Annotated in this window: 17 protein-coding genes; 6 read left to right on the forward strand and 11 right to left on the reverse strand. The window is 67.0% G+C overall.

The window, feature by feature from the left end:
- Together ACM0PK_RS13505 and ACM0PK_RS13510 are read left to right on the forward strand one after the other, a co-directional pair.
- Window positions 1-1,569, forward strand: coding sequence for a LamG-like jellyroll fold domain-containing protein (locus tag ACM0PK_RS13505; RefSeq protein ID WP_414607101.1), 1,569 nt, complete (start codon window positions 1-3; stop codon window positions 1,567-1,569).
- A 104-nt stretch (window positions 1,570-1,673) separates the two neighbouring features.
- Window positions 1,674-2,177 (forward strand): hypothetical protein, encoded by a 504-nt coding sequence (locus ACM0PK_RS13510; RefSeq protein WP_414607100.1) that lies wholly within the window; start codon window positions 1,674-1,676, stop codon window positions 2,175-2,177.
- Window positions 2,178-2,425: 248 nt separating this feature from the next.
- Here the strand turns inward: ACM0PK_RS13510 and ACM0PK_RS13515 are convergent, their stop codons facing one another.
- On the reverse strand, window positions 2,426-2,755 hold the full coding sequence (locus ACM0PK_RS13515) for a hypothetical protein (RefSeq protein WP_252745503.1): 330 nt from the start codon (window positions 2,753-2,755) through the stop codon (window positions 2,426-2,428).
- A gap of 83 nt (window positions 2,756-2,838) precedes the next feature.
- Window positions 2,839-2,991, reverse strand: a complete 153-nt coding sequence (locus ACM0PK_RS13520) for a hypothetical protein (RefSeq protein ID WP_227838078.1) — start codon at window positions 2,989-2,991, stop codon at window positions 2,839-2,841.
- Between the two features lie 1,033 nt (window positions 2,992-4,024).
- Here ACM0PK_RS13520 and ACM0PK_RS13525 point away from each other — a divergent pair.
- Together ACM0PK_RS13525 and ACM0PK_RS13530 are read left to right on the forward strand one after the other, a co-directional pair.
- Window positions 4,025-4,876, forward strand: a complete 852-nt coding sequence (locus ACM0PK_RS13525) for an alpha/beta hydrolase (RefSeq protein WP_414607099.1) — start codon at window positions 4,025-4,027, stop codon at window positions 4,874-4,876.
- A gap of 82 nt (window positions 4,877-4,958) precedes the next feature.
- On the forward strand, window positions 4,959-5,897 hold the full coding sequence (locus tag ACM0PK_RS13530) for an alpha/beta hydrolase (RefSeq protein WP_414607098.1): 939 nt from the start codon (window positions 4,959-4,961) through the stop codon (window positions 5,895-5,897).
- 37 nt (window positions 5,898-5,934) lie between these two features.
- Here the strand turns inward: ACM0PK_RS13530 and ACM0PK_RS13535 are convergent, their stop codons facing one another.
- The gene (locus tag ACM0PK_RS13535) at window positions 5,935-6,360 is read right to left on the reverse strand and encodes a response regulator (protein WP_414607097.1); all 426 of its coding nucleotides are present in this window, start codon (window positions 6,358-6,360) and stop codon (window positions 5,935-5,937) included.
- A gap of 94 nt (window positions 6,361-6,454) precedes the next feature.
- Complete coding sequence (locus ACM0PK_RS13540; protein WP_414607096.1) at window positions 6,455-7,222, reverse strand: CPBP family glutamic-type intramembrane protease; 768 nt, start codon at window positions 7,220-7,222, stop codon at window positions 6,455-6,457.
- A 150-nt stretch (window positions 7,223-7,372) separates the two neighbouring features.
- Here ACM0PK_RS13540 and ACM0PK_RS13545 point away from each other — a divergent pair, with 150 nt between their 5' ends.
- On the forward strand, window positions 7,373-7,693 hold the full coding sequence (locus tag ACM0PK_RS13545; protein ID WP_061480338.1) for a TFIIB-type zinc ribbon-containing protein: 321 nt from the start codon (window positions 7,373-7,375) through the stop codon (window positions 7,691-7,693).
- 87 nt (window positions 7,694-7,780) lie between these two features.
- Here ACM0PK_RS13545 and ACM0PK_RS13550 read toward each other — a convergent pair whose 3' ends face one another.
- The 6 genes from ACM0PK_RS13550 to ACM0PK_RS13575 form a co-directional block, all read right to left on the reverse strand.
- A complete protein-coding gene (locus ACM0PK_RS13550) occupies window positions 7,781-8,293 on the reverse strand; it encodes a GNAT family N-acetyltransferase (protein WP_227838075.1) in 513 nt (170 codons plus the stop codon).
- An 81-nt stretch (window positions 8,294-8,374) separates the two neighbouring features.
- Window positions 8,375-9,370 carry a copper resistance protein B gene (locus tag ACM0PK_RS13555; protein WP_414607095.1) on the reverse strand — a complete coding sequence of 332 codons (996 nt, stop codon included), beginning with the start codon at window positions 9,368-9,370 and terminating at the stop codon, window positions 8,375-8,377.
- Window positions 9,367-11,178, reverse strand: coding sequence for a copper resistance system multicopper oxidase (locus ACM0PK_RS13560; protein ID WP_414607094.1), 1,812 nt, complete (start codon window positions 11,176-11,178; stop codon window positions 9,367-9,369). The genes ACM0PK_RS13555 and ACM0PK_RS13560 overlap by 4 nt, the downstream gene beginning before the upstream one ends.
- Before the next feature lie 75 nt (window positions 11,179-11,253).
- A complete protein-coding gene (locus tag ACM0PK_RS13565) occupies window positions 11,254-11,637 on the reverse strand; it encodes a CopL family metal-binding regulatory protein (RefSeq protein WP_414607093.1) in 384 nt (127 codons plus the stop codon).
- A gap of 93 nt (window positions 11,638-11,730) precedes the next feature.
- Window positions 11,731-13,536 carry a DNA helicase RecQ gene (recQ, locus tag ACM0PK_RS13570; RefSeq protein ID WP_072167681.1) on the reverse strand — a complete coding sequence of 602 codons (1,806 nt, stop codon included), beginning with the start codon at window positions 13,534-13,536 and terminating at the stop codon, window positions 11,731-11,733.
- A 511-nt stretch (window positions 13,537-14,047) separates the two neighbouring features.
- The gene (locus ACM0PK_RS13575; protein WP_005418469.1) at window positions 14,048-14,596 is read right to left on the reverse strand and encodes a Dps family protein; all 549 of its coding nucleotides are present in this window, start codon (window positions 14,594-14,596) and stop codon (window positions 14,048-14,050) included.
- Between the two features lie 86 nt (window positions 14,597-14,682).
- Here ACM0PK_RS13575 and hrpA point away from each other — a divergent pair, with 86 nt between their 5' ends.
- Window positions 14,683-18,765, forward strand: a complete 4,083-nt coding sequence (gene hrpA, locus ACM0PK_RS13580; RefSeq protein WP_414607092.1) for an ATP-dependent RNA helicase HrpA — start codon at window positions 14,683-14,685, stop codon at window positions 18,763-18,765.
- Between the two features lie 75 nt (window positions 18,766-18,840).
- Here hrpA and ACM0PK_RS13585 read toward each other — a convergent pair whose 3' ends face one another.
- Window positions 18,841-19,365: a hypothetical protein gene (locus tag ACM0PK_RS13585; RefSeq protein WP_414607091.1), complete on the reverse strand. Its 525-nt coding sequence runs from the start codon at window positions 19,363-19,365 to the stop codon at window positions 18,841-18,843.
- Between the last annotated feature and the right edge of the window lie 29 nt (window positions 19,366-19,394).

A 19,394-nucleotide genomic window follows, 5' to 3' on the forward strand; every position in this document is an offset into this window, starting at 1 on the left:
ATGTCCGCGCGCCTCTACGATCGTCCCGATCTTGACCAGCGCGAAGGGCGGCTCGCCCTCTACGTCACGGGTTCACTGCCAAATGCGATGCCCTCCCAAGCGTACGAAGGCCGCCTTCAGATCACCAACCCGGTTGGCGCGTGCACCGTTCGGCAGATTGATGGCGACACCTTGCCGCCGGGTCATCGGCTGTATGTCGACCAAGCAAGCCGCCAGGTAGTTCTGGCCTGGCCGGCGTTTCAGGAGAACGCCGCACCGATCGCAAATCCAGGGTTCGAGGATGGACCGACGGGCTGGGAGGCGGGCGCCGGTTGGGTGATCGCAACGGAGAATCCTCCGGTGGGGCTGTGGGCGGCCGGCTACAACAACAACCAGGGTGAGTCGGTCATTTCCAGCACTTCGCGTTACGCGGTATATACCGGGCAGCGCACCAGTGCAAAGTGCAAGGTGCGGCAGGGTGCGTCGGCCGAAGGCAATGCCGGTGCCTCGGTCCTGCTCGAATACCGGGACCAGGATGGCCAGGTTGTCGGCAGGGTGGAAGGCAACCGGGTCATGTCAGCCAGCAAGAACCGAGTGTACGACTCCGACGTGGTTGGTACCGCTCCGGCGGGGGCGGCCACGATCAACATCGCAGGCAACGGTATCCGGTACCGGGAGAACAAGATTCTCTTTGTGGATGCCTTCGAGTGGGATCACACGGTCGCCGCTGCAGGCGTCAATCACGAGGTCACCTACGCAATCACCCTGCTGGTAAGCGATTCGCTTGGCAGGAGCGCAAGGTGGGAGGGCCGGGTAGTTGTCGCTGATATCCGCGACTACGCTACAGAGGTCCTGCTCGACGCCCCGGTGGCTTACTGGAAGTTGGACGATGCTCTGGGCGCCGTGAGCTTTGCAGACAGCAGTGGGAACGGCATTTCGGCCAGGACGATCCGTACTTGGGCAGGTGCTGCTACCGAGCCCCTGATGCAGCGTGGGCCGCTGCGCACGGATGGCCAATCCGGCTGGTTCGACGGAATCTCGAACATCGGCGTTGAGCCTGGTGACAGTGGATTCTCCAATCTGGCCATCTCTCCTGCAGGCATGTTTGCCGTGGAGTGCGTGCTGGAAACGCCGACATTCCTGGGGAATTCCACACCGTACATTCTGCGCAAGCAGGCGGAGACGTCTACGGCCCACTACGAGGACTACCTGCTTGGCTTCGCTGGTAATCAGACGTTCCAGCTTGTGTTCGGCTGGACCAACAGCGGGGCAGGCAGCGCCCGGCATGTCACTGCGCCGTTTGCATTGGAGCCTGGGCGGATCTATCACATTCTCGGCGTGTGCGATGTTGTCGGCGGTGTGGTTACCGTCAGCCTCTACATCAATGGCGAGCTGGTCGCGATGCGCGACGACAGTTCGATGCAGCAGCTTCCCATCGATTCGGCAGGTGCCTTCACCGTCAATGCGCCACAGAACTGGGGCGCATGGAGCTTCTCGGGGCGGATTTCCGATATCGCCCTCTATGCCCACCCGCTGTCGGCGGCTCGGGCGTTGGCCCACGCGCGGGCGGCAGGCTTGGCCGCTCTGTGACCGGGGCGGCAGGGTCGAGCCAGAGCTCGGCTCTGCCCGAACGATTCAGGTAGGTGGCCGGCCCGTTCGCAGGATCTGCGACGGCTGGCCGTATCCTTCCGGCCATGCGCTCTTCCAACGGCTTCCGCACCGCCCCGATCCCCTCTGGCTGGGTCCAGACCGGCGAGCGCTGGGCGCTTTGGTACAACGGCCGCGAGACGGCCAGCGTCACGCCCGACGGTGGTCCCGGGGTCCGGCTATGGATGGAAGGGCAGAAGATGTGGCAGGTGAAGGAAGTGCGCGCGGCCAACGTCAGGCAGGCGAAGCGGTACGCCGAGCGCTGGTGTGCGGCTAGGCTCTATCCCGATCTGCCCCTGCGCCAGGCGGTTGTCCGGCTGACCGACAGCACCCCGATCCAGCCCGAGCCGCCGCTGCCCGGCCTGCCGCCGACCCGCGAGCAACAGCAACAGGCTCGGCGCCTGGCCGAGGCTGGGGCGAAGGAGGTCGAGCGGATCAAGGCGGCGCTCGAACCTCGCAAACCGCCGGCAGAGACGAAACCCCGCGCGAGGGACGTCCGCACCAAGGCGTGGGTGAGGGCAGGGCTGCAGCAGATGCGGCGGGGAGTCTGACCTGCCCCATGGCGCTCCGCAACGAGGGAAGGCGCCAAGCCACATAAGGGTTTCAGGGCGCCGTTGCAGATAGTGTTGCGGAGCGGATTTTGCGGCCAAAGCCTTGTGCCGCAACGGTTCTTCGTCAGACTTTTAATCTTTTGGTCGAAGGTTCGAATCCTTCACGGCCCACCAATGCGGTCAATGACCCAAGTCATTCAAAAAGGCACCGCTCAGCGGTGCCTTTTGTGTTGTTGCCCGCAAAATGCCTATTTCGCTTTGGCGCCGCGCGCCCGCGCCGCCTCGTGTTCGGCGGCTGCCTGCGCGGCGACCGCTGCGGCGTTGGCGGCAGCATTCGCAGAGCGTTCCGCTGTCGCACGATCCGCATCGAACCGCGCCTGCCGCTGGGCGCTGTAGGCGCGTTCCAGTTCCAGCGAGGCAAGGAAACTGTCTGGATGCTTCGCCGCACACGCCCGCTGTACCAGTTGCACAGCATGATCGGACAGCCCGGGCTGGATATTGCCCAGCAGGCAATCGGCATACGGTACGGACGCAGCGGGGCCAGCAGCCAGCGCGGCAACGATCACGACATTCAACACGCAAACCTCCTTGTAGGTTTCGATGGGACCCGGTACCGGCCGGTCCGGCCCCAGTATGGCCCGGTTTGCAGTACAGGGTGAGGCTACTCCGGCCGCACGTCCCGGCACACCAGCTCGGCCAGACTGCGGCAGGCAAAGAACAGCCCTTCAACCACGCCGGCATCCAGATGCCGGTCCGGCGTGGCCATTGCTCGGCAGCGGTCGGCGGCGTGCAGCATTTCCGCCACGGTCAGCATGCCAATGGCGGCTCGTTCCACCCGCGACAGGGCAACCCCGCGCCCTGCAGATAGGCTGGTTTCAGGCCAGGGCAGGCCATCGGCGCCTTCGCCCGCGCGGATGCGTTTGAGGCAGCCAGAAACGTGCTCAGTTCGGGCGCAGGGTTGTCGTCGTCATCGTGGGTGCTGGCGGCGTATGAAGCATAGGGCGGACGGTCGGTCATCTCGGCTTCCTCAGCTCTGGAGTGGGCGTGCCACCGCGCAGGGCGGGTGGCAGGCGATGCGTGGCTGCAAGCCGGAATGACATCACGTAGTAACCGGCGGGTCCGAAGACCCCCACGCACCGCCCGCCATGAAGGCCGACGGATCACCCGCCGGCACGGTCCAAAGACAGTGTCGGCGGGTGAGCGCAAACAACAGCGTGAATGTCATTACGGGCTTGCAGGCCCGCTGCCACCCGTTGTCGGTGGCGCAGTATGGTGTTTACGCCTGCGCCTGGAGCTCAATGAGGATTTTCCGAAGAACGATGCGGAATCCAGGCGCGCGACGATGGTGGCGCAGGCCGCGCCGACGCAGCAAGCGACAGGGCGCGACGCATGTGCTCATGCGCTCGGCCGGTCGCGTTGGACAATGTCGGCAACTGCCGCTGACGGCACGTTTGCCGTGGTGGGGAACATGGAAAGTGCGCGCCACGTTTGCCAGCCGTGGTGGTACGGAACAGCGGGTCACGCACTCAAAAAGCGGTGCATCTGCGACGTCCAAGGTGTTGTAGAGCCGAGCCATGCTCGGCTGCGGTTTGCGCGGTGGGCTGAGCCGAGCGTGGGCTCGGCTCTACAGTGATCCGTCCCATCCGCGACGGTTGAACTGTTGTAGAGCCGAGCCATGCTCGGCTGCGATTTGCATGGGAAACCGAGCCGTACCCGGTTGCGCGCGGGGAGGTCATCCCCCGCATGGCATGGATCTATGCATCTGGCAGGGATGCTGAGCGTGCAGAAGCCGCCAATGCCTGCCGCTGGGCGCTATGCTCGGCCTCTTTCCCAGGAGGGGCCGTCCCATGCGCTTGATCATGCTGTCGCTGTTGTTGTCCGCTGTCCCCGCCACGCCGTTGATGGCCGCCGAACCGGCGCCGTCCGTACAATCAACGGCCGCAACCCCGCTGGTGATCGGCGAAACCTTCACCCTCGAATCGAAGGCGTTGGGCGAGACCCGCCGCATCAATGTCTACCGCCCGCAGCCTTGGGGCCTGGACCCGAAGGCGCCGCTGCCGGTGCTCTACATGCCCGACGGCGGCATCGGTGAGGACTTCCTGCACGTGGCAGGACTGGTGCAGGTGCTGAGCGGCAATGGCAGCATGCGCCCGTTCCTGCTGGTCGGCATCGAGAACACCGAGCGCCGTCGCGACATGACCGGCCCCAGCAGCGATCCGCAGGACCAGAAGATCGCGCCGCGCGTTGGGGGTTCCGCGGCCTACCGCACGTTTCTGCGCGATGAACTGATGCCGCAGGTACGCCAGCGCTACCCGACCACCGACGAGCGCGCGCTGATCGGTGAGTCGCTGGCCGGCCTGTTCGTGGTTGAGACGCTGCTGCAGGAACCGGCGCTGTTCAACAGCTACATCGCGCTGGATCCCAGCCTGTGGTGGAACCGCGGCGCGATGCTGGCCGGAGCGGCCAGGCAGTTGCTTGCGGTGACGCGTGCGCAGCCGCATGTGTTCCTGGCCAGCAGCGGGCAGCCGGAGCTGGCCGCCTCTGCCGCACGACTGGCCGCATTGCTGCAGCACGCCTCGCCGTCGCCGCTGGTGAAGTACCTGCCACTGCCGGAGGAAACGCACGCGACGATCTATCATCCGGCCGCGATGCAGGCGCTGCGCACGCTGTTCCCGGCACCACCGCCGGCCTCGCCCTGACCGCACTGGCACCGGGCTGCACGCCATGCAAGGATGCGGCAGCGGTGCCATGCGGTGCGCCGCCCGCAATGGGAGAGTGTGGATGCAGCGTGTGCGTGGATGGAGTATGGCGGCCTGCCTGGCCATGAGTGGCTGTGCGATGTCGGTGGCGCCACCGGCAACGCAGAATGAAGCGAAGGAAAGCGCGGCCACCGCTGCGCCGGGCGTGGTGCTGCCGGATACCGAAGCGCTGCGCGTGCACGATCCGGTGGGCCGCGATTATCCGATCTGGGTAGCACTGCCGGCTGACTACGCGGCGCATCCGGAGAAGCGCTATCCGGTGCTGTACGTGACCGATGCGCTGTACAGCTTCCCGCTGGTGCGCAGCGTGCGCAACATGGTGGGGCAGAAGGGCGTGAACCTGGAGGATTTCATCCTGGTCGGGCTGCCGCCGCAGGAGGGCCTGACGTCCAAGCAGAGCCGCTCGCGCGATTACACGCCCAGCGATCCGATGCGCACCGATCCGCGTGACTACAGCGACGACGTCAGCTACGGCGGCGCGGCACATTACCGCGATTTCCTCGCCGAGCGCGTACTGCCGCTGATCGATGCACGCTACCGCACCGATCCGTCGCGGCGCGCCTATGCCGGTCATTCCTATGGCGGCCTGTTTGGCGCCTACGTGCTGACCACGCGCCCGGACATGTTCCACAGCTACATCCTGTCAAGCCCGTCGCTGTGGTTCGACAACCATCGGGTGCCGCGCATGCAGGCCGAGGCCAAGGCGCCCACGCAGCCGACCACGGTGGTCCTGTCGATTGGCAGCTTCGAAACGGTGAAGCCGGAGCCGCGCTATTTCACCCGCAACGACATGCTGCGCCACAACGCCGAGTTCGCCGAGCAGCTGCGCGCCAGCGGGCATTCGTTGAAGGTGGAGAACATGGTGATCGACGACGAGGACCACTTCACCGTGTATCCGGACATGATCACCCGCGCGCTGCTGAAGGTGTTCCCGGGTACCGGACCGTACAGCAGCGGTTGATTGCAGGTTCAATCCACGCCATGCGTGAATGATTGCCTCAGGCCGCGCTGGCCTGCGGCGGCGGCATCAACGTGGCATCCGCTGCATGGCGGAAGCACAGGCGGATGGCATCGAGCAGCTCGCTCATGCTGTACGGCTTGGGCAGGAAGTGGATGCCGGCGCGCAGCTGCGGCAGCACATGATGCTGGTCCATGCCGGAGGTGACCAGGATCGGCAGCTGCGGCAGATGCTCGCGCACGCGGTTGGCGGTTTCGATGCCGCTGATCCCGCCCAGGCAGACGTCGGTGAACAGCAGGTCGAACGGCTCGCCGGCGTTGAGCAGGCCCAGCGCGGCCTCGGCACTGCTGACAGCGGTGACCTGGCAGGCCTGGCTTTCCAGGGCGAGGCGGCTGAGTTCCTGGGTTTCCTCGGCGTCCTCGATCAGCAGGACGCGCGGTTCCACAAGGCGCTTGGACAGCAACATGACGCGGCAACTCCGGACAACAGGGGGAGCAAAAGGCGCGCAAGTATGCGCAAGCCGGGGGTGATCCCGGCGTGCACGCCAGGCTAAGTGGGCGTTACAGCCGATGCTGCTGCCGGCGGCGTACCTGCCAGGCCAGCACCGCCACCGCCAGCAGCGCGGTGCCGATACGCAGGCTGGTGGCCTGCCAGCCCAGCGCGACGGCGTCATCGAGGCTGAACGCGTTCCACGCCATGTTCATCGATACATGCAGCACCAGGCCGCACCACAGGGTGTCGCCGTCCAGATGGTCGAGCCAAGCGAAGATGAAGCCGCCCAGTGCGATGACCGCGCCGACGAACAGGGCAGTGCCGCCGCCGTCGAAGCCGCCGAAGCCCAGCCAGTGCACCCAACCGAACAGCAGCGCCTGCGGCAGCGCAAGCAGGGACCACGGGCCACGCATGAGCTTCACCAGCAACACGAAGCCGAGGCCGCGGAACAGCACTTCCTCGGCCAGTGGGAACAGCACGGCGGGCATCGTTGCATCCAGGGTGGTCAGTGCGGTGTTGGGCGTGCCCAGCAGCGCCAGGCCCAGCCAGCAGGGCAGGCTGGCCAGCAGCACCCACATCGGGCCGCGCCAGCCGTTGCCGCGCAGCCCCAGGCTGGCCATCAGGCCTACCCCATGGGGGCGCAGCAGTGCGGCCAGCAGCAGTGCCAGCAGCACGGCCAGTGCGTTGTCCAGCAGGCTGCCGCCGTAGGGCATGGGCAAGGCGGGAATCGGCGCGCCTGCGGCCGCAGCGACATCGCGCAGATTGAGGCCCAGGCCGACGCCGAGGAGCACCAGCAGCAGGCGCGCCGCGTTGGGCAGGCGGGACAGGACGGTCATGCACGCACTCCCTGCGGAACCAGCGTGCAGTGTGGAAGGCGGCCGGGGACGCTGGCACGCGCCGGAAGTCCCTGTGCCATCGGTCATGTGTTGCCGCACAGTCATCCGTGGGCAGGTAGAGTCGTTGCCAGACCTTCAGGAGCCATGCCCATGCTGTGCCCCGTGTGCAAGACCCAGACCCTGCAGATGGCCGAGCGCCATGGCATCGAGATCGATTACTGCCCCGGTTGTCGTGGCGTGTGGCTGGACCGTGGCGAGCTGGACAAGATCATCGAACGTGCCGGCGCCGGTGCTGCGGTGCCGCCGCCCGCCCCTGTGCAGGCACAGCCGGCCGCTGCGCCGCCGCCGGTGATGCATCGCGATACCCGCCACCTGGGCCAGCGCTACGAGGACAACCGGGGCCAGCAGTACGGCCATGGGTACAAGAAAAAGAAGAAGGACAGCTTCCTGTCGGAGTTGTTCGACTTCTAGGTGCTTCGCTTTTGTAGAGTCGAGCCATGCTCGACTGGCTGTTGCCAAAGCAGTCGAGCATGGCTCGACTCTACATGTGCAGCATGGTCACAGCCGGCGCAGGATGAACTCGCGGTCGCGCGTATCCCCGACGATGAAGTCGTACTCGCCGACCTTGCTGCAGCCGTAGCGCGCGTAGAAGCGCTGCGCGCCGAAGTTCTCCTCCCAGACGCCCACCCACAGGGTGCGGCGCTGCGGCTGGTCCAGCCAGGCCATGAACGCGTCCATCAGGCGCGCGCCGTGGCCGCCGTTCTGGTAGTCGGCCAGGATGTAGAAGCGCTTCAGTTCGATGTCGCCTTCGCAGGCATCGGCATGCGGCAGGGTGTTGGCACCGGCAGCCAGGTAGCCGACCACGTTGTTGCCGTCCATCAGCAGCCAGATCGCGCTGCGCGGGTCGGACAGTTCGGTGCGCTGCGGTTCGCTGCTGTAGTGCGCCTGCAGGAAATCCTGCAGCTCCTGCGCCGGATACGAGTCGCCCCAGGTTTCGTTGTAGGTGGTGATGGCGATGGCCGACAGCGCGTCGACATCGGCAAGGGTGGCGCGGCGGATCTGCAGCGACATGGCGGAGCCTGCATTGGAACGTGGCGCAGTGTAGCCGGCCCCGGCGTTTGCCGGGGCTGGCGGTTGCTCACACCCCGCTGATCAGAACCACATGCGAACGCCGGCCACCCAACGCGTGTCGCGCGCGTGGTCACCGGCGTAGTCGGCGGTGTCGCCAAACGTGCGCTCGTGGCTGATGCCGATGTACGGCGCGAAACGGCGGCTGAACTCATAACGCAGGCGCAGCCCGGCTTCGACCTTGTTCAGTCCGCGACCAATGCCGTACTCCGGTTCATCCTTGGCTGCGATGGTGGCTTCCAGCAGCGGCTGCAGGATCAGGCGGTTGGTCAGCAGCACGTCGTACTCGACCTCGGCCTTGGCCAGCACCTGGCCGCCGGAACCCATGTACAGCGTTGCCGAGCTCTCGAACTTGTACGGTGCAAGGCCCTGGATGCCGATGGCCGCCCAGGTGCGCGAGTCGGCCGGCTGGAAGTCCTGGCGCACGCCGACCAGCACGTCCCACCACGGCGATACGCTGCGACCATACAGTGCTTCCAGTGACGACGATTCCGTGCGGCCGCGGCTGCGTTCGCCATCGGTGCGCAACCACAGGCGGTTGATGTTGCCACCGATCCAGCCGGTGGCCTCCCAGGCCTGGCCGGTGCTGTTCTTGCCGTCCCAGTGTTCGAGGCGATCGATCAGCAGCAGGCTGTTGATCTGCGGTGCATGCTCCATCGCATCGTGCGCGATCGGTGGGAATGCGGCAGCGCGGTCGGCATCGGTGGGAACCGGGATCGGCTCGCGCGGTTCGATCGGTGCGGGCGTGCCGTGACCCATCCCCTCGTGGTCCATCTGTGAATGGTCCATCTTCGAGTGGTCCATCGTGGAGTGGTCCATGCCGGCGTGATCCGCCGCGCCCATGTCCATCTTTGAATGATCCATCTTCGAATGATCGACCGGTTCGGCCGGCGGGTTGGCGGTCTTTGCGGGCGGATCTATCGCGCCCATGTCATGGCCAGCATGCGACTGCGCGAATACCGGCCATGCCGCGGCCAGGCCCAGGGCCAGCAGGCTGGGGGAAAGCAGTGAGTGGCTCATTCTTCGATCCTCACTTCGCGCATCATGCCCGCTTCCATGTGGTAGAGCAGATGGCAGTGGTAGGCCCAGCGACCGAGCGCATCGGCACGCACGCGGTAACTGCGGCGGGTGCCGGGTGGCATGTCGATGGTGTGCTTGCGCAGCTGGAATTCGCCCTGCGCGTTTTCCAGATCACTCCACACGCCGTGCAGGTGGATCGGGTGCTGCATCATGGTGTCGTTGACCAATACGATGCGCATGCGCTCGCCGTAGTTCAGCCGCAGCGGCTCGGCGCTGGCGAACGGAATGCCATCGAATGACCAGGAGAACTTCTCCATATGGCCGGTCAAGTGCAGCTCGATCTCGCGGCTCGGCTCGCGGCCATCGGGGTCCTCGAACAGGCTGCGCATCGCGCCGTAGGTGAGTACCTGGCGACCGTTGTCGCGCAGGCCGATACCGGGATCGTCCAGCTTCGGTTCGGTGGCCGAGCTCTGCATGTCCACCAGCGGGTTGTTGCGTTCGCTGGCCGGGTGCTTCGGTGCCTTGCTGGCGGCATCGCTACCGCCGTGCGCACCGTGGCCCATGCTGGCGCCGCAGCCGCCTTCCATGCCCTTCATCGCGGCCATGTCATGGCCACCATGGCCACCACTACCCATGTTGTGCCCCATGTCGCTCATCGTCAGCAACGGGCGTGGGTCGCGCGCGGGAATCGGTGCCTGCAGGCCATGGCGGACTGCCAGCGTTCCGGCGGAAAAGCCGGTACGGCCCATGTCCTGGCAGAAGATGGTGAACGCGTCCTGCCCGGTCGGTTCCACCAGCACGTCGTAGGTTTCGGCCGGCGCGATGCGGAACTCGTCGATGCTGACCGGATGGATGTACTGGCCGTCGGCGGCGACCACGGTCATCTTCAGGCCGGGAATGCGCACGTCGAAGTAGGTCATCGAGGCGCCGTTGATGAAGCGCAGCAGTACTTTCTCGCCGCTGCGGAACAGCCCGGTCCAGTTGCCGGCCGGCGCGGTGCCATTCATCAGGTAGGTGTAGGTGTGCGCATTGATGTCGGAGATGTCGGTGGGCGTCATCCGCATCCGCCCCCACACGCCACGGTCGGACAACGCGGCCGACCAACCGTCGCGCTTCACGTCACGCAGGAAGTCGGGCAGGGTGCGCTTGTAGTAGTTGTCATGCTCGGCGAGCTTCTTCATGCGCCGGAACAGCGCGCCGGGGTCCATGTCGGTCCAGTCGGACAGCAGGATCACGTGCTCGCGGTCGTGCTGGTAGGGCGCCGGCTCGGCCGGGTCGATGATCAGCGCGCCGTACAGGCCGGCCTGCTCCTGGAACATCGAGTGGCTGTGGTACCAGTAGGTACCCGACTGCTTCAGTTCGAAGTGGTAGTGGTAGGTCTCACCGGGGCCGATGCCATTGAAGCTCAGGCCGGGCACGCCGTCCATGTTGGCCGGCAGCAGGATGCCGTGCCAATGGATCGAGGTCGGGTGGCGGTCCAGCGTGTTGCGCACGAACAGGTCCACGGTCTGGCCTTCGCGCCAGCGCAGGATGGGTGCCGGCAGCGATCCATTGACGGTGATCGCCGGACGGGTGCGGCCAGTGAAGTTGGCCAGCGATTCGCCGATGGCCAGTTCGATGCGGGTGTCGCTGAGCACGGCGGGGGCGCCGGCCAGGCGTGGGGCGGCAGTGGCGGCGGCGAGCGCGCGCTGCGGCACGCCGACAGCGGCGATGCCGGCAACCACGCCACCGGCGGCCAGGCCCTGCACGAACAGGCGGCGCGACGGCATGGGCACAGCGCCCGGACCGCGGGGGATGCGGGTATTCATGGTGGTGACTCCAGACACGTAAAGACGCCGGCAGGCGGCCGGCTGCGGTGCGCAGGGCGCACGGTGCGTGTGGAATCAGCCGATGGGAGGGCGTGAGATCGGCGGCAGCGGCGGCGCCGGCCGGCCGGTGGCCGGCATCGGCTGCGGGGCCAGCGACAGTGCCGGTCCGGCAATGAACGGCAACGGCTGCACCACCAGCAGCGGGTGCTGGGCGCAGCTGCGCACGCAGTCCTTGATCTGGCAGTGGGCGTCGTGGGCCGGGGCCTTGGCCTGCGGGGCCGGGTTGGCCTGCGTGCCGGCGTGGTGGTGGCAGTCGGCAGTGCCGCCATCAACAGCAGCGGCTGCGGCGTGGGCCATCCGCCCCATTTCTTCGTGACCACGGGCCATGGCCGCGTTCAGCCCGTTGAGCAACAGGCTGAGCATGAGCACGACGCGGAGCAGGGTCGAGGCCAGGGACATGGCGCTAATTTAGCCGCAAGCGGGTGCGGATGCACTTCCGGCTGAATGGCCGGTTCAAGGTTGGAGCCGCACCAATGTAGAGCCGAGCCCGGCTTACCCCTCTTCGCGCACGATCTCGACCAGGCGCGGGCCATAGCGGCTCAGCTTGGTACCGCCGATGCCGCCGACCCGGGCCAGTTCATCCAGGCTGGTCGGGCGCCGCTCGGCGATGTTGCGCAGCGTGCTGTCGTGGAAGATCACGAACGCCGGTACGTTCTGTTCCCGGGCCAGTTCGGCGCGCAGGCCGCGCAGCGCGTTGAACAGGGCCAGGTCCTGCGGCAGTACCGACAGGCCGGTGCGCTGCGCGCTGCGCTCGCGTCCGCTGCTGCTGCTGGCCGGGTCGCGGCGCATGCTGATCTGGCGGCGGCCGGTCAACACGTCGCGGCTGGCATCGGTCAGGCGCAGGCCACCGTGACCCTCGCTGTCCACTTCCAGCAGGCTGGCCGCGACCAGCTGGCGGAACACGCTGCGCCAGGTGCGTGCATCGAGGTCGCGGCCGATGGCATAAGTGCTCAGCTTGTCGTGGCCCTGCTGCCTCACCTTCTCGTTCTCGCTGCCGCGCAGGATGTCGATCAGGTGGCCGACACCGAAGCGCTGGCCGCTGCGGTAGACGCAGCTCAGCGCCTTCTGTGCCGGTATGGTCGCGTCCCACGAGGCCGGTGGCGTCAGGCAGTTGTCGCAGTTGCCGCACGGCTGGGGGTAGGTCTCGCCGAAGCCGGCCAGCAGCACCTGGCGGCGGCACTGCATCGATTCGCAGTAGCCCAGCAGATGGTCGAGCTTGGCCCGCTCCAGCTGCTTGCGCTCTTCGCCCGCCTCGGACTGCTCGATCATCTGCTTGAGCAGTACCACATCACCCAGGCCGTAGCACAGCCAGGCCTCGGCGGCTTCGCCATCGCGGCCTGCGCGTCCGGTTTCCTGGTAGTAGCCCTCCATCGACTTGGGCAGGTCGGTATGCGCGACGAAGCGCACGTCCGGCTTGTCGATGCCCATGCCGAAGGCGATGGTGGCACACATCACGATGCCGTCCTCGCGCAGGAAGCGGCGCTGGTTGCCGGCGCGCACTTCCGGCGGCAGGCCGGCGTGGTAAGGCAGAGCGTTGAAGCCCTGGCCGCAGAGGAATTCAGCGGTCTCCTCGACCTTGCGCCGCGACATGCAGTAGACGATGCCGGCCTCGCCACGGTGGCCGCGCAGGAAGTCGGTCAGCTGCTTGCGGGCGTTGTCCTTCTGCACCACGGTGTAGCGGATGTTGGGGCGGTCGAAGGAACTGACAAAATGGCGCGCTTCCTGCAGATCGAGGCGCTCGGCGATCTCGCGCTGGGTCGGCGGATCGGCGGTGGCGGTCAGCGCGATCCGCGGGATCTGCGGCCAACGCTCGTGCAGCACGGTCAACTGGCGATATTCGGGGCGGAAGTCATGGCCCCACTGCGACACGCAGTGTGCTTCGTCGATGGCGAACAGGGCGATCTGGCTGCGCGACAGCAGCGACAGGAAACGCCCGGTCAGCAGCCGCTCAGGGGCGACATACAGCATGTCCAGTTCGCCGGCGAGCAGCTCGCGCTCGACGCGGCCGGCGGTCTCGGCATCCAGGGTTGAATTCAGGTACTCGGCGCGCACGCCGAGCTGGCGCAGGGCTTCGACCTGGTCCTGCATCAGTGCGATCAGCGGCGAGATGACGATGCCGCAACCGTCACGCAGCAGGGCCGGGACCTGGTAGCACAGCGATTTGCCGCCGCCGGTGGGCATCAGCACCAGGGCGTCGTGACCGGCAGCCACATGCTCCACGATGTCCTGCTGCGGACCACGGAAATCGTCGTAACCAAAGACGCGTTGGAGCAGGTCGTGCGCGGGACGGGAAGCCATCGCGCTAGTTTACCCCGGCGGGGGAGTCGGCAGGGCTGCGCCCTGGGAACGCGCCATCGCATGCGCGCTGCCGCTCCCACGCTTCGCTCCGCGAAACGCGGGCCCCACTTACCAGCTCCCAGACCCCCGCCGCTTCGCGTCCGCCCCCTGACTCAGGGGGCTCTCCCCCGGACTTGGCCCGATGGGCGGTAGATCCACGCCATGCGTGGATGAAATCTGTCAGATATCGACAAACAAGATGGGGTCAGATCCGTTTTCCTGCGGAAAACGGATCTGACCCCAATGGCTTTGCTGGCAGATCGCGGAAAACTGTCGAAGGCGGGGTGGGTCCGGTTGCGGGGGCGTGAGCCGCATGGATGCGGCGACCGAGCCTACATGGACGTATTCACGGCGTCCCCCGCAACTGGACCCGCCCCGCCAACCCACGGATAGCCCGCTTTTGACGTTGACGTTGACGTTGCAGTTGCCTCTGCGAGTGCAGGGCGCAGCCCTGCCGCCCCCCCCCCAACCCTTACTGCAGCAGGGAACGCAGCATCCAGGCGTACTTCTCGTGGGTCTGCAGGCGCTGGGTCATCAGATCCTCGGTCGGGGCATCGTCACCCTTGGCCGCCACATCCAGCACTTCACGCGCCGTACGGCATACCGCTTCGTTGGCGACCACCAACTGGCGTACCATTTCACGCCAGTCCGCACTGTCGGTCAGGCCCGGTTCCTCGACGATCGAGGTCAGCGCAGCGAATTCCCGGTAGGAGCCCGGGGCATTGAAGCCTAGCGCGCGGATGCGCTCGGCCACGTCGTCCAGTGCCGCCCACTGCTCGGTGTACTGCGTCTCGAACATGGTGTGCAGCGAGTTGAACATCGACCCGGTCACGTTCCAGTGGAAGTTGTGCGTCTTCAGGTAGAGCGTGAACGCGTCGGCCTGGAAGCGCGACAGACCGTCGGCGATCTTCTTGCGGTCGCCCTGGGTGATCCCGATATCGATGTTCGGCGCCGACGGTGCCGCCGCTGCAAGCTTCTGCTTGCCGGTCTTGGCCTTGGTCGTGCTTTTGGTCTTCGCCATGGGGTTCCTCCTTGTGGAATCGTTGGCCTTCACAATAAACCGGTCGTGATGACTGGTCGCTTTCAAAGTTTTGAACGAACCGATTGATGAACTCTATCGATAAAAATCCATCGCCCCGCCTGCGCCAACAGCGCGCCGCCATCGACGGCGCCATGAGCCGCGACCGGGGCCGTTTGCTGGGAATGCTCTCGCGTTGCCAGGCCAAGCCGCAGGATGCGGCACTGGCCGCTACTTTCGAGCAGGCCTTGCAGGCGTCGGTGCAGCGCCGGCAGGTGCGGGCGCAACAGCAGCCGTCCATTACTCTGGACCCGCAGCTGCCGATTGCGCGTGAAGCCGACGCGATCATCAAACTGATCCGCGACCACCAGGTGGTGGTGATCGCCGGTGAAACCGGTTCGGGCAAGACCACCCAGCTGCCGAAACTGTGCCTGGCCGCAGGCCGTGGCCAGGCCGGCATGATCGGCTGCACCCAGCCGCGACGGATCGCCGCACGTGCGGTAGCCAGCCGCGTGGCGCAGGAACTGCAGAGCGAACTGGGCCAGCTGGTGGGCTACCAGGTGCGCTTCAATGACAAGGTCAGCGACGACAGCCGCATCAAGTTCATGACCGACGGCATTCTGCTGGCGGAGATCGCCAGCGACCGCTGGTTGTCGAACTACGACACGATCATCGTCGACGAGGCACACGAACGCAGCCTCAACATCGACTTCCTGCTGGGCTACCTGAAGCAGCTGCTGCGCAAGCGCCCGGACCTGAAGCTGATCGTCACTTCGGCCACCATCGACACCGAACGCTTCGCCCAGCATTTCGACAATGCGCCGGTGATCAGCGTCGAAGGCCGTACCTACCCGGTGGAAGTGCGCTACCGCGCGCTGGAAGGTGAGGGCGAAGACCAGGGCGAGCGCACCGTCAACGATGCCATCGTGTCGGCCATCGACGAGATCACTCGCCTGGACGCACGCGGCGACGTGCTGATCTTCCTGCCGGGCGAGCGCGAGATCCGCGATGCGCACCAGTCGCTGGAACGGCGCAAGTACCGCAATACCGAGGTGCTGCCGCTGTACGCGCGCCTGTCCAACCAGGACCAGGACCGGGTGTTCAACCCCGGGCCGAACCGGCGCATCGTGCTGGCCACCAACGTGGCCGAGACCTCTTTGACGGTGCCACGCATCCGCTACGTGGTCGATCCGGGCTTCGCCCGCGTCAAGCGCTACAGCCCGCGCAACAAGCTGGATCGCCTGCACATCGAGCCGATCTCGCAGGCCAGCGCCAACCAGCGCAAGGGTCGCTGCGGCCGTATCGCCGAAGGCATCTGCTACCGCCTGTACGCCGAGGCGGATTTCCAGGCGCGGCCGGAGTTCACCGATCCGGAAATCCGCCGCTCCAGCCTGGCCGGCGTGATCCTGCGCATGCTGCAGCTGGGCCTGGGCCGCATCGAGGAGTTCCCGTTCCTGGAGGCACCGGACGAGCGCGCGGTGGCCGATGGCTGGCAGCAGCTGACCGAGCTGGGCGCGATCGATGCCGAGCGGCGCATGACCACCATCGGCAAGCAGATGGCGCGCCTGCCGGTGGACGTGAAGCTGGCGCGCATGCTGGTCGCCGCGCAGGCCGCCGGCTGCCTGCGGCCGATGCTGGTGATTGCCTCGTTCCTGGGCATCCAGGACCCGCGCGAACGCCCGCCGGAAGCGCGCGGTGCGGCCGACAGCGCGCATGCGCAGTTCGCCGATGGCCGCTCCGAGTTCGTCGGCGTGCTGCGCCTGTGGGATGCCTACCGGCAGGCCCATGAGGACCTGACCCAGTCCAAGCTGCGCGACTGGTGCGGACGTCATTTCCTCGGCTTCCTGCGCATGCGCGAGTGGCGCGAGCTGCATCGCCAGCTGCGGCTGCTGTGCGAGGAACTGGGCTGGAAGGAAGAGGCCAGCGAGGCGTCGATGGCACCGTTGCTGGCCGGCAGCAGTGCGCCGGCACCGGCGCGTGATGACGCGGCCGCAGTAAAGGCCACCCGCGGCCAGTTGCATCGTGCCGCGCGCCTGGCCCGCGAAGGCAAGGCCGAGGCCGCACCGGCACCGGCGGCCGCGCGCGCGCAGAAGGAACAGGCGCCCGTCGGCGGCGGCTTCAGCGAACGTGTACGCGCTGCTGCCTACCAGACCCTGCACCGGGCACTGGTGGCGGGCCTGCCGACGCAGATCGGCCACCGCACCGAGAAGGGCGATTTCCAGGCACCACGCCAGCGCCGCTTCCTGCCGTTCCCCGGTTCGGCGCTGGCCAAGCGGCCACCGCCGTGGCTGCTGGTGGCCAACCTGCTGGATACGCAGAAGGTATGGGGCATGACCCTGGCCGCGATCGAGCCGGACTGGGTGATCGCCGAACTGCCGCACCTGCTGCTGCGCAAGCACTTCGACCCGCACTGGTCGCGCGCGCAGGGCCAGGTGCTGGCGTCCGAGCAGATCAGCCTGTTCGGCCTGGTGCTGGCACCGAAGAAACCGGTCCATTACGGCCGCATCGCGCCGGGCGAGGCGCATGACATCTTCGTGCGCCAGGCACTGGTGACCGGCGAGATCAATACCCGCGCCAGTTTCGTCGCCGACAACCAGAAAGTGCTGGAGGTCGCGCGCGAGGAAGAAGCCAAGCTGCGGCGCGCCGGCATCGTTGCCGACGAAGACTGGCAGGCACGCTGGTACCTGGACCGGGTGCCGCCGCAGATCCACTCGGCGGCGGGACTGGATAGCTGGTGGAAAGGGCTGGCGCCGGAACAGCGCAAGGCGCTGCACTGGTCGTTGGCAGACCTGTTGCCCGGTGAGGGCAGCGAACAGGAGCGCTATCCGAAGTACCTGGCGCTGGGCCAGGCGCGCTTGCCGCTGCACTACCGCTTCGAACCGGGGGCCGACGACGATGGCGTCACCCTGGACGTGCCACTGCACCTGCTCAACGCGTTGGACCCGGTGCAGCTGGGCTGGCTGGCGCCGGGCTTTGTTGCCGACAAGGCCTCGGCACTGATCCGCAGCCTGCCCAAGGCGATGCGCCGCAACTACGTGCCGGCGCCGGACTTCGGTCGCGCGTTCTACGAGGCCTTCCCGCAGCCCAGCGCCGATGCCATCACCGGCGAGCTGGCGCGTTTCCTGTCACGTGCGACCGGCGCGACGGTGACCGCACTGGATTTCGAGCCGGGTTCGATCGAGCCACACCTGCACATGAACCTGCGGCTGCGCGACGAACAGGGCAAGGTGCTGGCCACCTCGCGTGATCTGGAAGCGCTGCGCGCGAAATTCGGTGGCCGTGCTGGCGATGCCTTCGCCGCGCGTGCCGGGCGCGAGATGGCGGCTGACGGCCTGCGCACGTTCCCGGCCACGCCGATTCCGCTGCAGGTACCCGGTGAAGCCGGCGTGCCGGCCTATCCGGCGCTGCTGGACGAGGGCGACAGCGTGGCGCTGCGCATCTTCGCCGACCGCCAGCAGGCGCAGGACGCCCATCCGCTGGGCGTGCGCCGCCTGCTGGAGATCGCCCTGGCCGACAAGGTGAAGCAGGCACGCAAGCAGTTGCCGGTCGGTGCCAAGACCGGCCTGTTGTATGCCGCGATCGAATCGCAGGAGCGCCTGCGTGGTGACCTGGTCGATGCAGCGATGAACGCGGTGCTGGCCGAGGGCCTGGAAGACATCCGTGATGCGGCGGCCTTCGAGCAGCGCCGCGAGCATGCCGCCAAGGCCCTGTATGGCGAGGCGATGTCGCGGCTGAAGCTGGCCGAATCCATCCTGGCGCTGGTGGCGGAGCTGAAGCCGATGCTGGAGGCGCCGCTGATGGGCTGGGCGCGCGGCAACCTGGACGACATGGAAGCGCAGCTGGCCGGGCTGATCCACCCCGGCTTCCTGCGCGACACGCCGGCCGACGCGCTGGCGCAGTACCCGCGTTACTTGAAGGCGATGATCCTGCGCACCGAACGTGCCAAGCGTGATCCGCCGCGCGACCAGGCGCGCATGCTGGAACTGCATCCGTTCCTGGAAGCGCTGGAGGCGGGCGAGCAGCAGGGCCTGCGTGATCGCCCGCAATGGCAGGCGCTGCGCTGGGATCTGGAAGAACTGCGGGTATCGCTGTTCGCGCAGGAGCTGGGGGCACGCACCGGCATCTCGGCGAAGAAGCTGGCGCAGCGCGTGGCTGCATTGCGCCAGGCCTGAGCGCGCCCCGGCCGCCCCCTCGGGCGACCGGGGCCGGCCGGGCAGGGAGCCGGGCACGGCCGGAATGCCCGGACGTTACTTGGTGCGGCGAACCTTCGGCTGCACGTTCACCCCGTCCACCTTCATATACCAGGCGCCCATCACCCCTGGGCGCATGCTGACGCCCGGGGCGTCCTTGCGGCCACCGGAATAGTGCGTGGCGTCTATCTGCTCCCACTCCTGGCCGTTCTGCAACACGTAGCGGCGGCCCTGGCCGAATCCACGGAATTCACCCTGCAGGTTGCTTTCGATCGGTTCGCTGCTGCCGAAGTCCAGGAAGCCGCGGTTCTTCTTGATCACTTCCTGGCGGCCTTCTTCGCGCGCTGCGGCGACGGCCCGGTTGGTGGCCGCCTCGACCTTGCCCTGCAGCCAGCGGTTGAGCGTGGCCAGTTCACCGGCACTGAGCTTGTCCAGGCCGGCGGCCTTGAACTCGGAGGGCGACATCTGCTGCTGCAGGTCGCCCTCCACCACGCGCTGGGCCAGCGCAGGCGCGGACAGGGACAGCAGCACGGCGGCACAGGCCAGCAGCCGTGGACGGACGCGCGGGGCAATCGAAGGCATGGCGGGTCTCTCCTGGGTGTGTGGGCGAG

This window comes from Stenotrophomonas sp. FR010 (assembly GCF_047520755.2).
GTDB lineage: Bacteria > Pseudomonadota > Gammaproteobacteria > Xanthomonadales > Xanthomonadaceae > Stenotrophomonas > Stenotrophomonas sepilia.

Coding starts and splice junctions, on each gene's coding strand:
- ACM0PK_RS13505 (WP_414607101.1), top strand. CDS start 1: ATGTCCGCGCGCCTCTACGATCGTCCCGATCTTGACCAGCGCGAAGGG.
- ACM0PK_RS13510 (WP_414607100.1), top strand. CDS start 1,674: ATGCGCTCTTCCAACGGCTTCCGCACCGCCCCGATCCCCTCTGGCTGG.
- ACM0PK_RS13520 (WP_227838078.1), bottom strand. CDS start 2,991: ATGCTGACCGTGGCGGAAATGCTGCACGCCGCCGACCGCTGCCGAGCA.
- ACM0PK_RS13525 (WP_414607099.1), top strand. CDS start 4,025: ATGCGCTTGATCATGCTGTCGCTGTTGTTGTCCGCTGTCCCCGCCACG.
- ACM0PK_RS13530 (WP_414607098.1), top strand. CDS start 4,959: ATGCAGCGTGTGCGTGGATGGAGTATGGCGGCCTGCCTGGCCATGAGT.
- ACM0PK_RS13535 (WP_414607097.1), bottom strand. CDS start 6,360: ATGTTGCTGTCCAAGCGCCTTGTGGAACCGCGCGTCCTGCTGATCGAG.
- ACM0PK_RS13540 (WP_414607096.1), bottom strand. CDS start 7,222: ATGACCGTCCTGTCCCGCCTGCCCAACGCGGCGCGCCTGCTGCTGGTG.
- ACM0PK_RS13545 (WP_061480338.1), top strand. CDS start 7,373: ATGCTGTGCCCCGTGTGCAAGACCCAGACCCTGCAGATGGCCGAGCGC.
- ACM0PK_RS13550 (WP_227838075.1), bottom strand. CDS start 8,293: ATGTCGCTGCAGATCCGCCGCGCCACCCTTGCCGATGTCGACGCGCTG.
- ACM0PK_RS13555 (WP_414607095.1), bottom strand. CDS start 9,370: ATGAGCCACTCACTGCTTTCCCCCAGCCTGCTGGCCCTGGGCCTGGCC.
- ACM0PK_RS13560 (WP_414607094.1), bottom strand. CDS start 11,178: ATGAATACCCGCATCCCCCGCGGTCCGGGCGCTGTGCCCATGCCGTCG.
- ACM0PK_RS13565 (WP_414607093.1), bottom strand. CDS start 11,637: ATGTCCCTGGCCTCGACCCTGCTCCGCGTCGTGCTCATGCTCAGCCTG.
- recQ (WP_072167681.1), bottom strand. CDS start 13,536: ATGGCTTCCCGTCCCGCGCACGACCTGCTCCAACGCGTCTTTGGTTAC.
- ACM0PK_RS13575 (WP_005418469.1), bottom strand. CDS start 14,596: ATGGCGAAGACCAAAAGCACGACCAAGGCCAAGACCGGCAAGCAGAAG.
- hrpA (WP_414607092.1), top strand. CDS start 14,683: ATGAACTCTATCGATAAAAATCCATCGCCCCGCCTGCGCCAACAGCGC.
- ACM0PK_RS13585 (WP_414607091.1), bottom strand. CDS start 19,365: ATGCCTTCGATTGCCCCGCGCGTCCGTCCACGGCTGCTGGCCTGTGCC.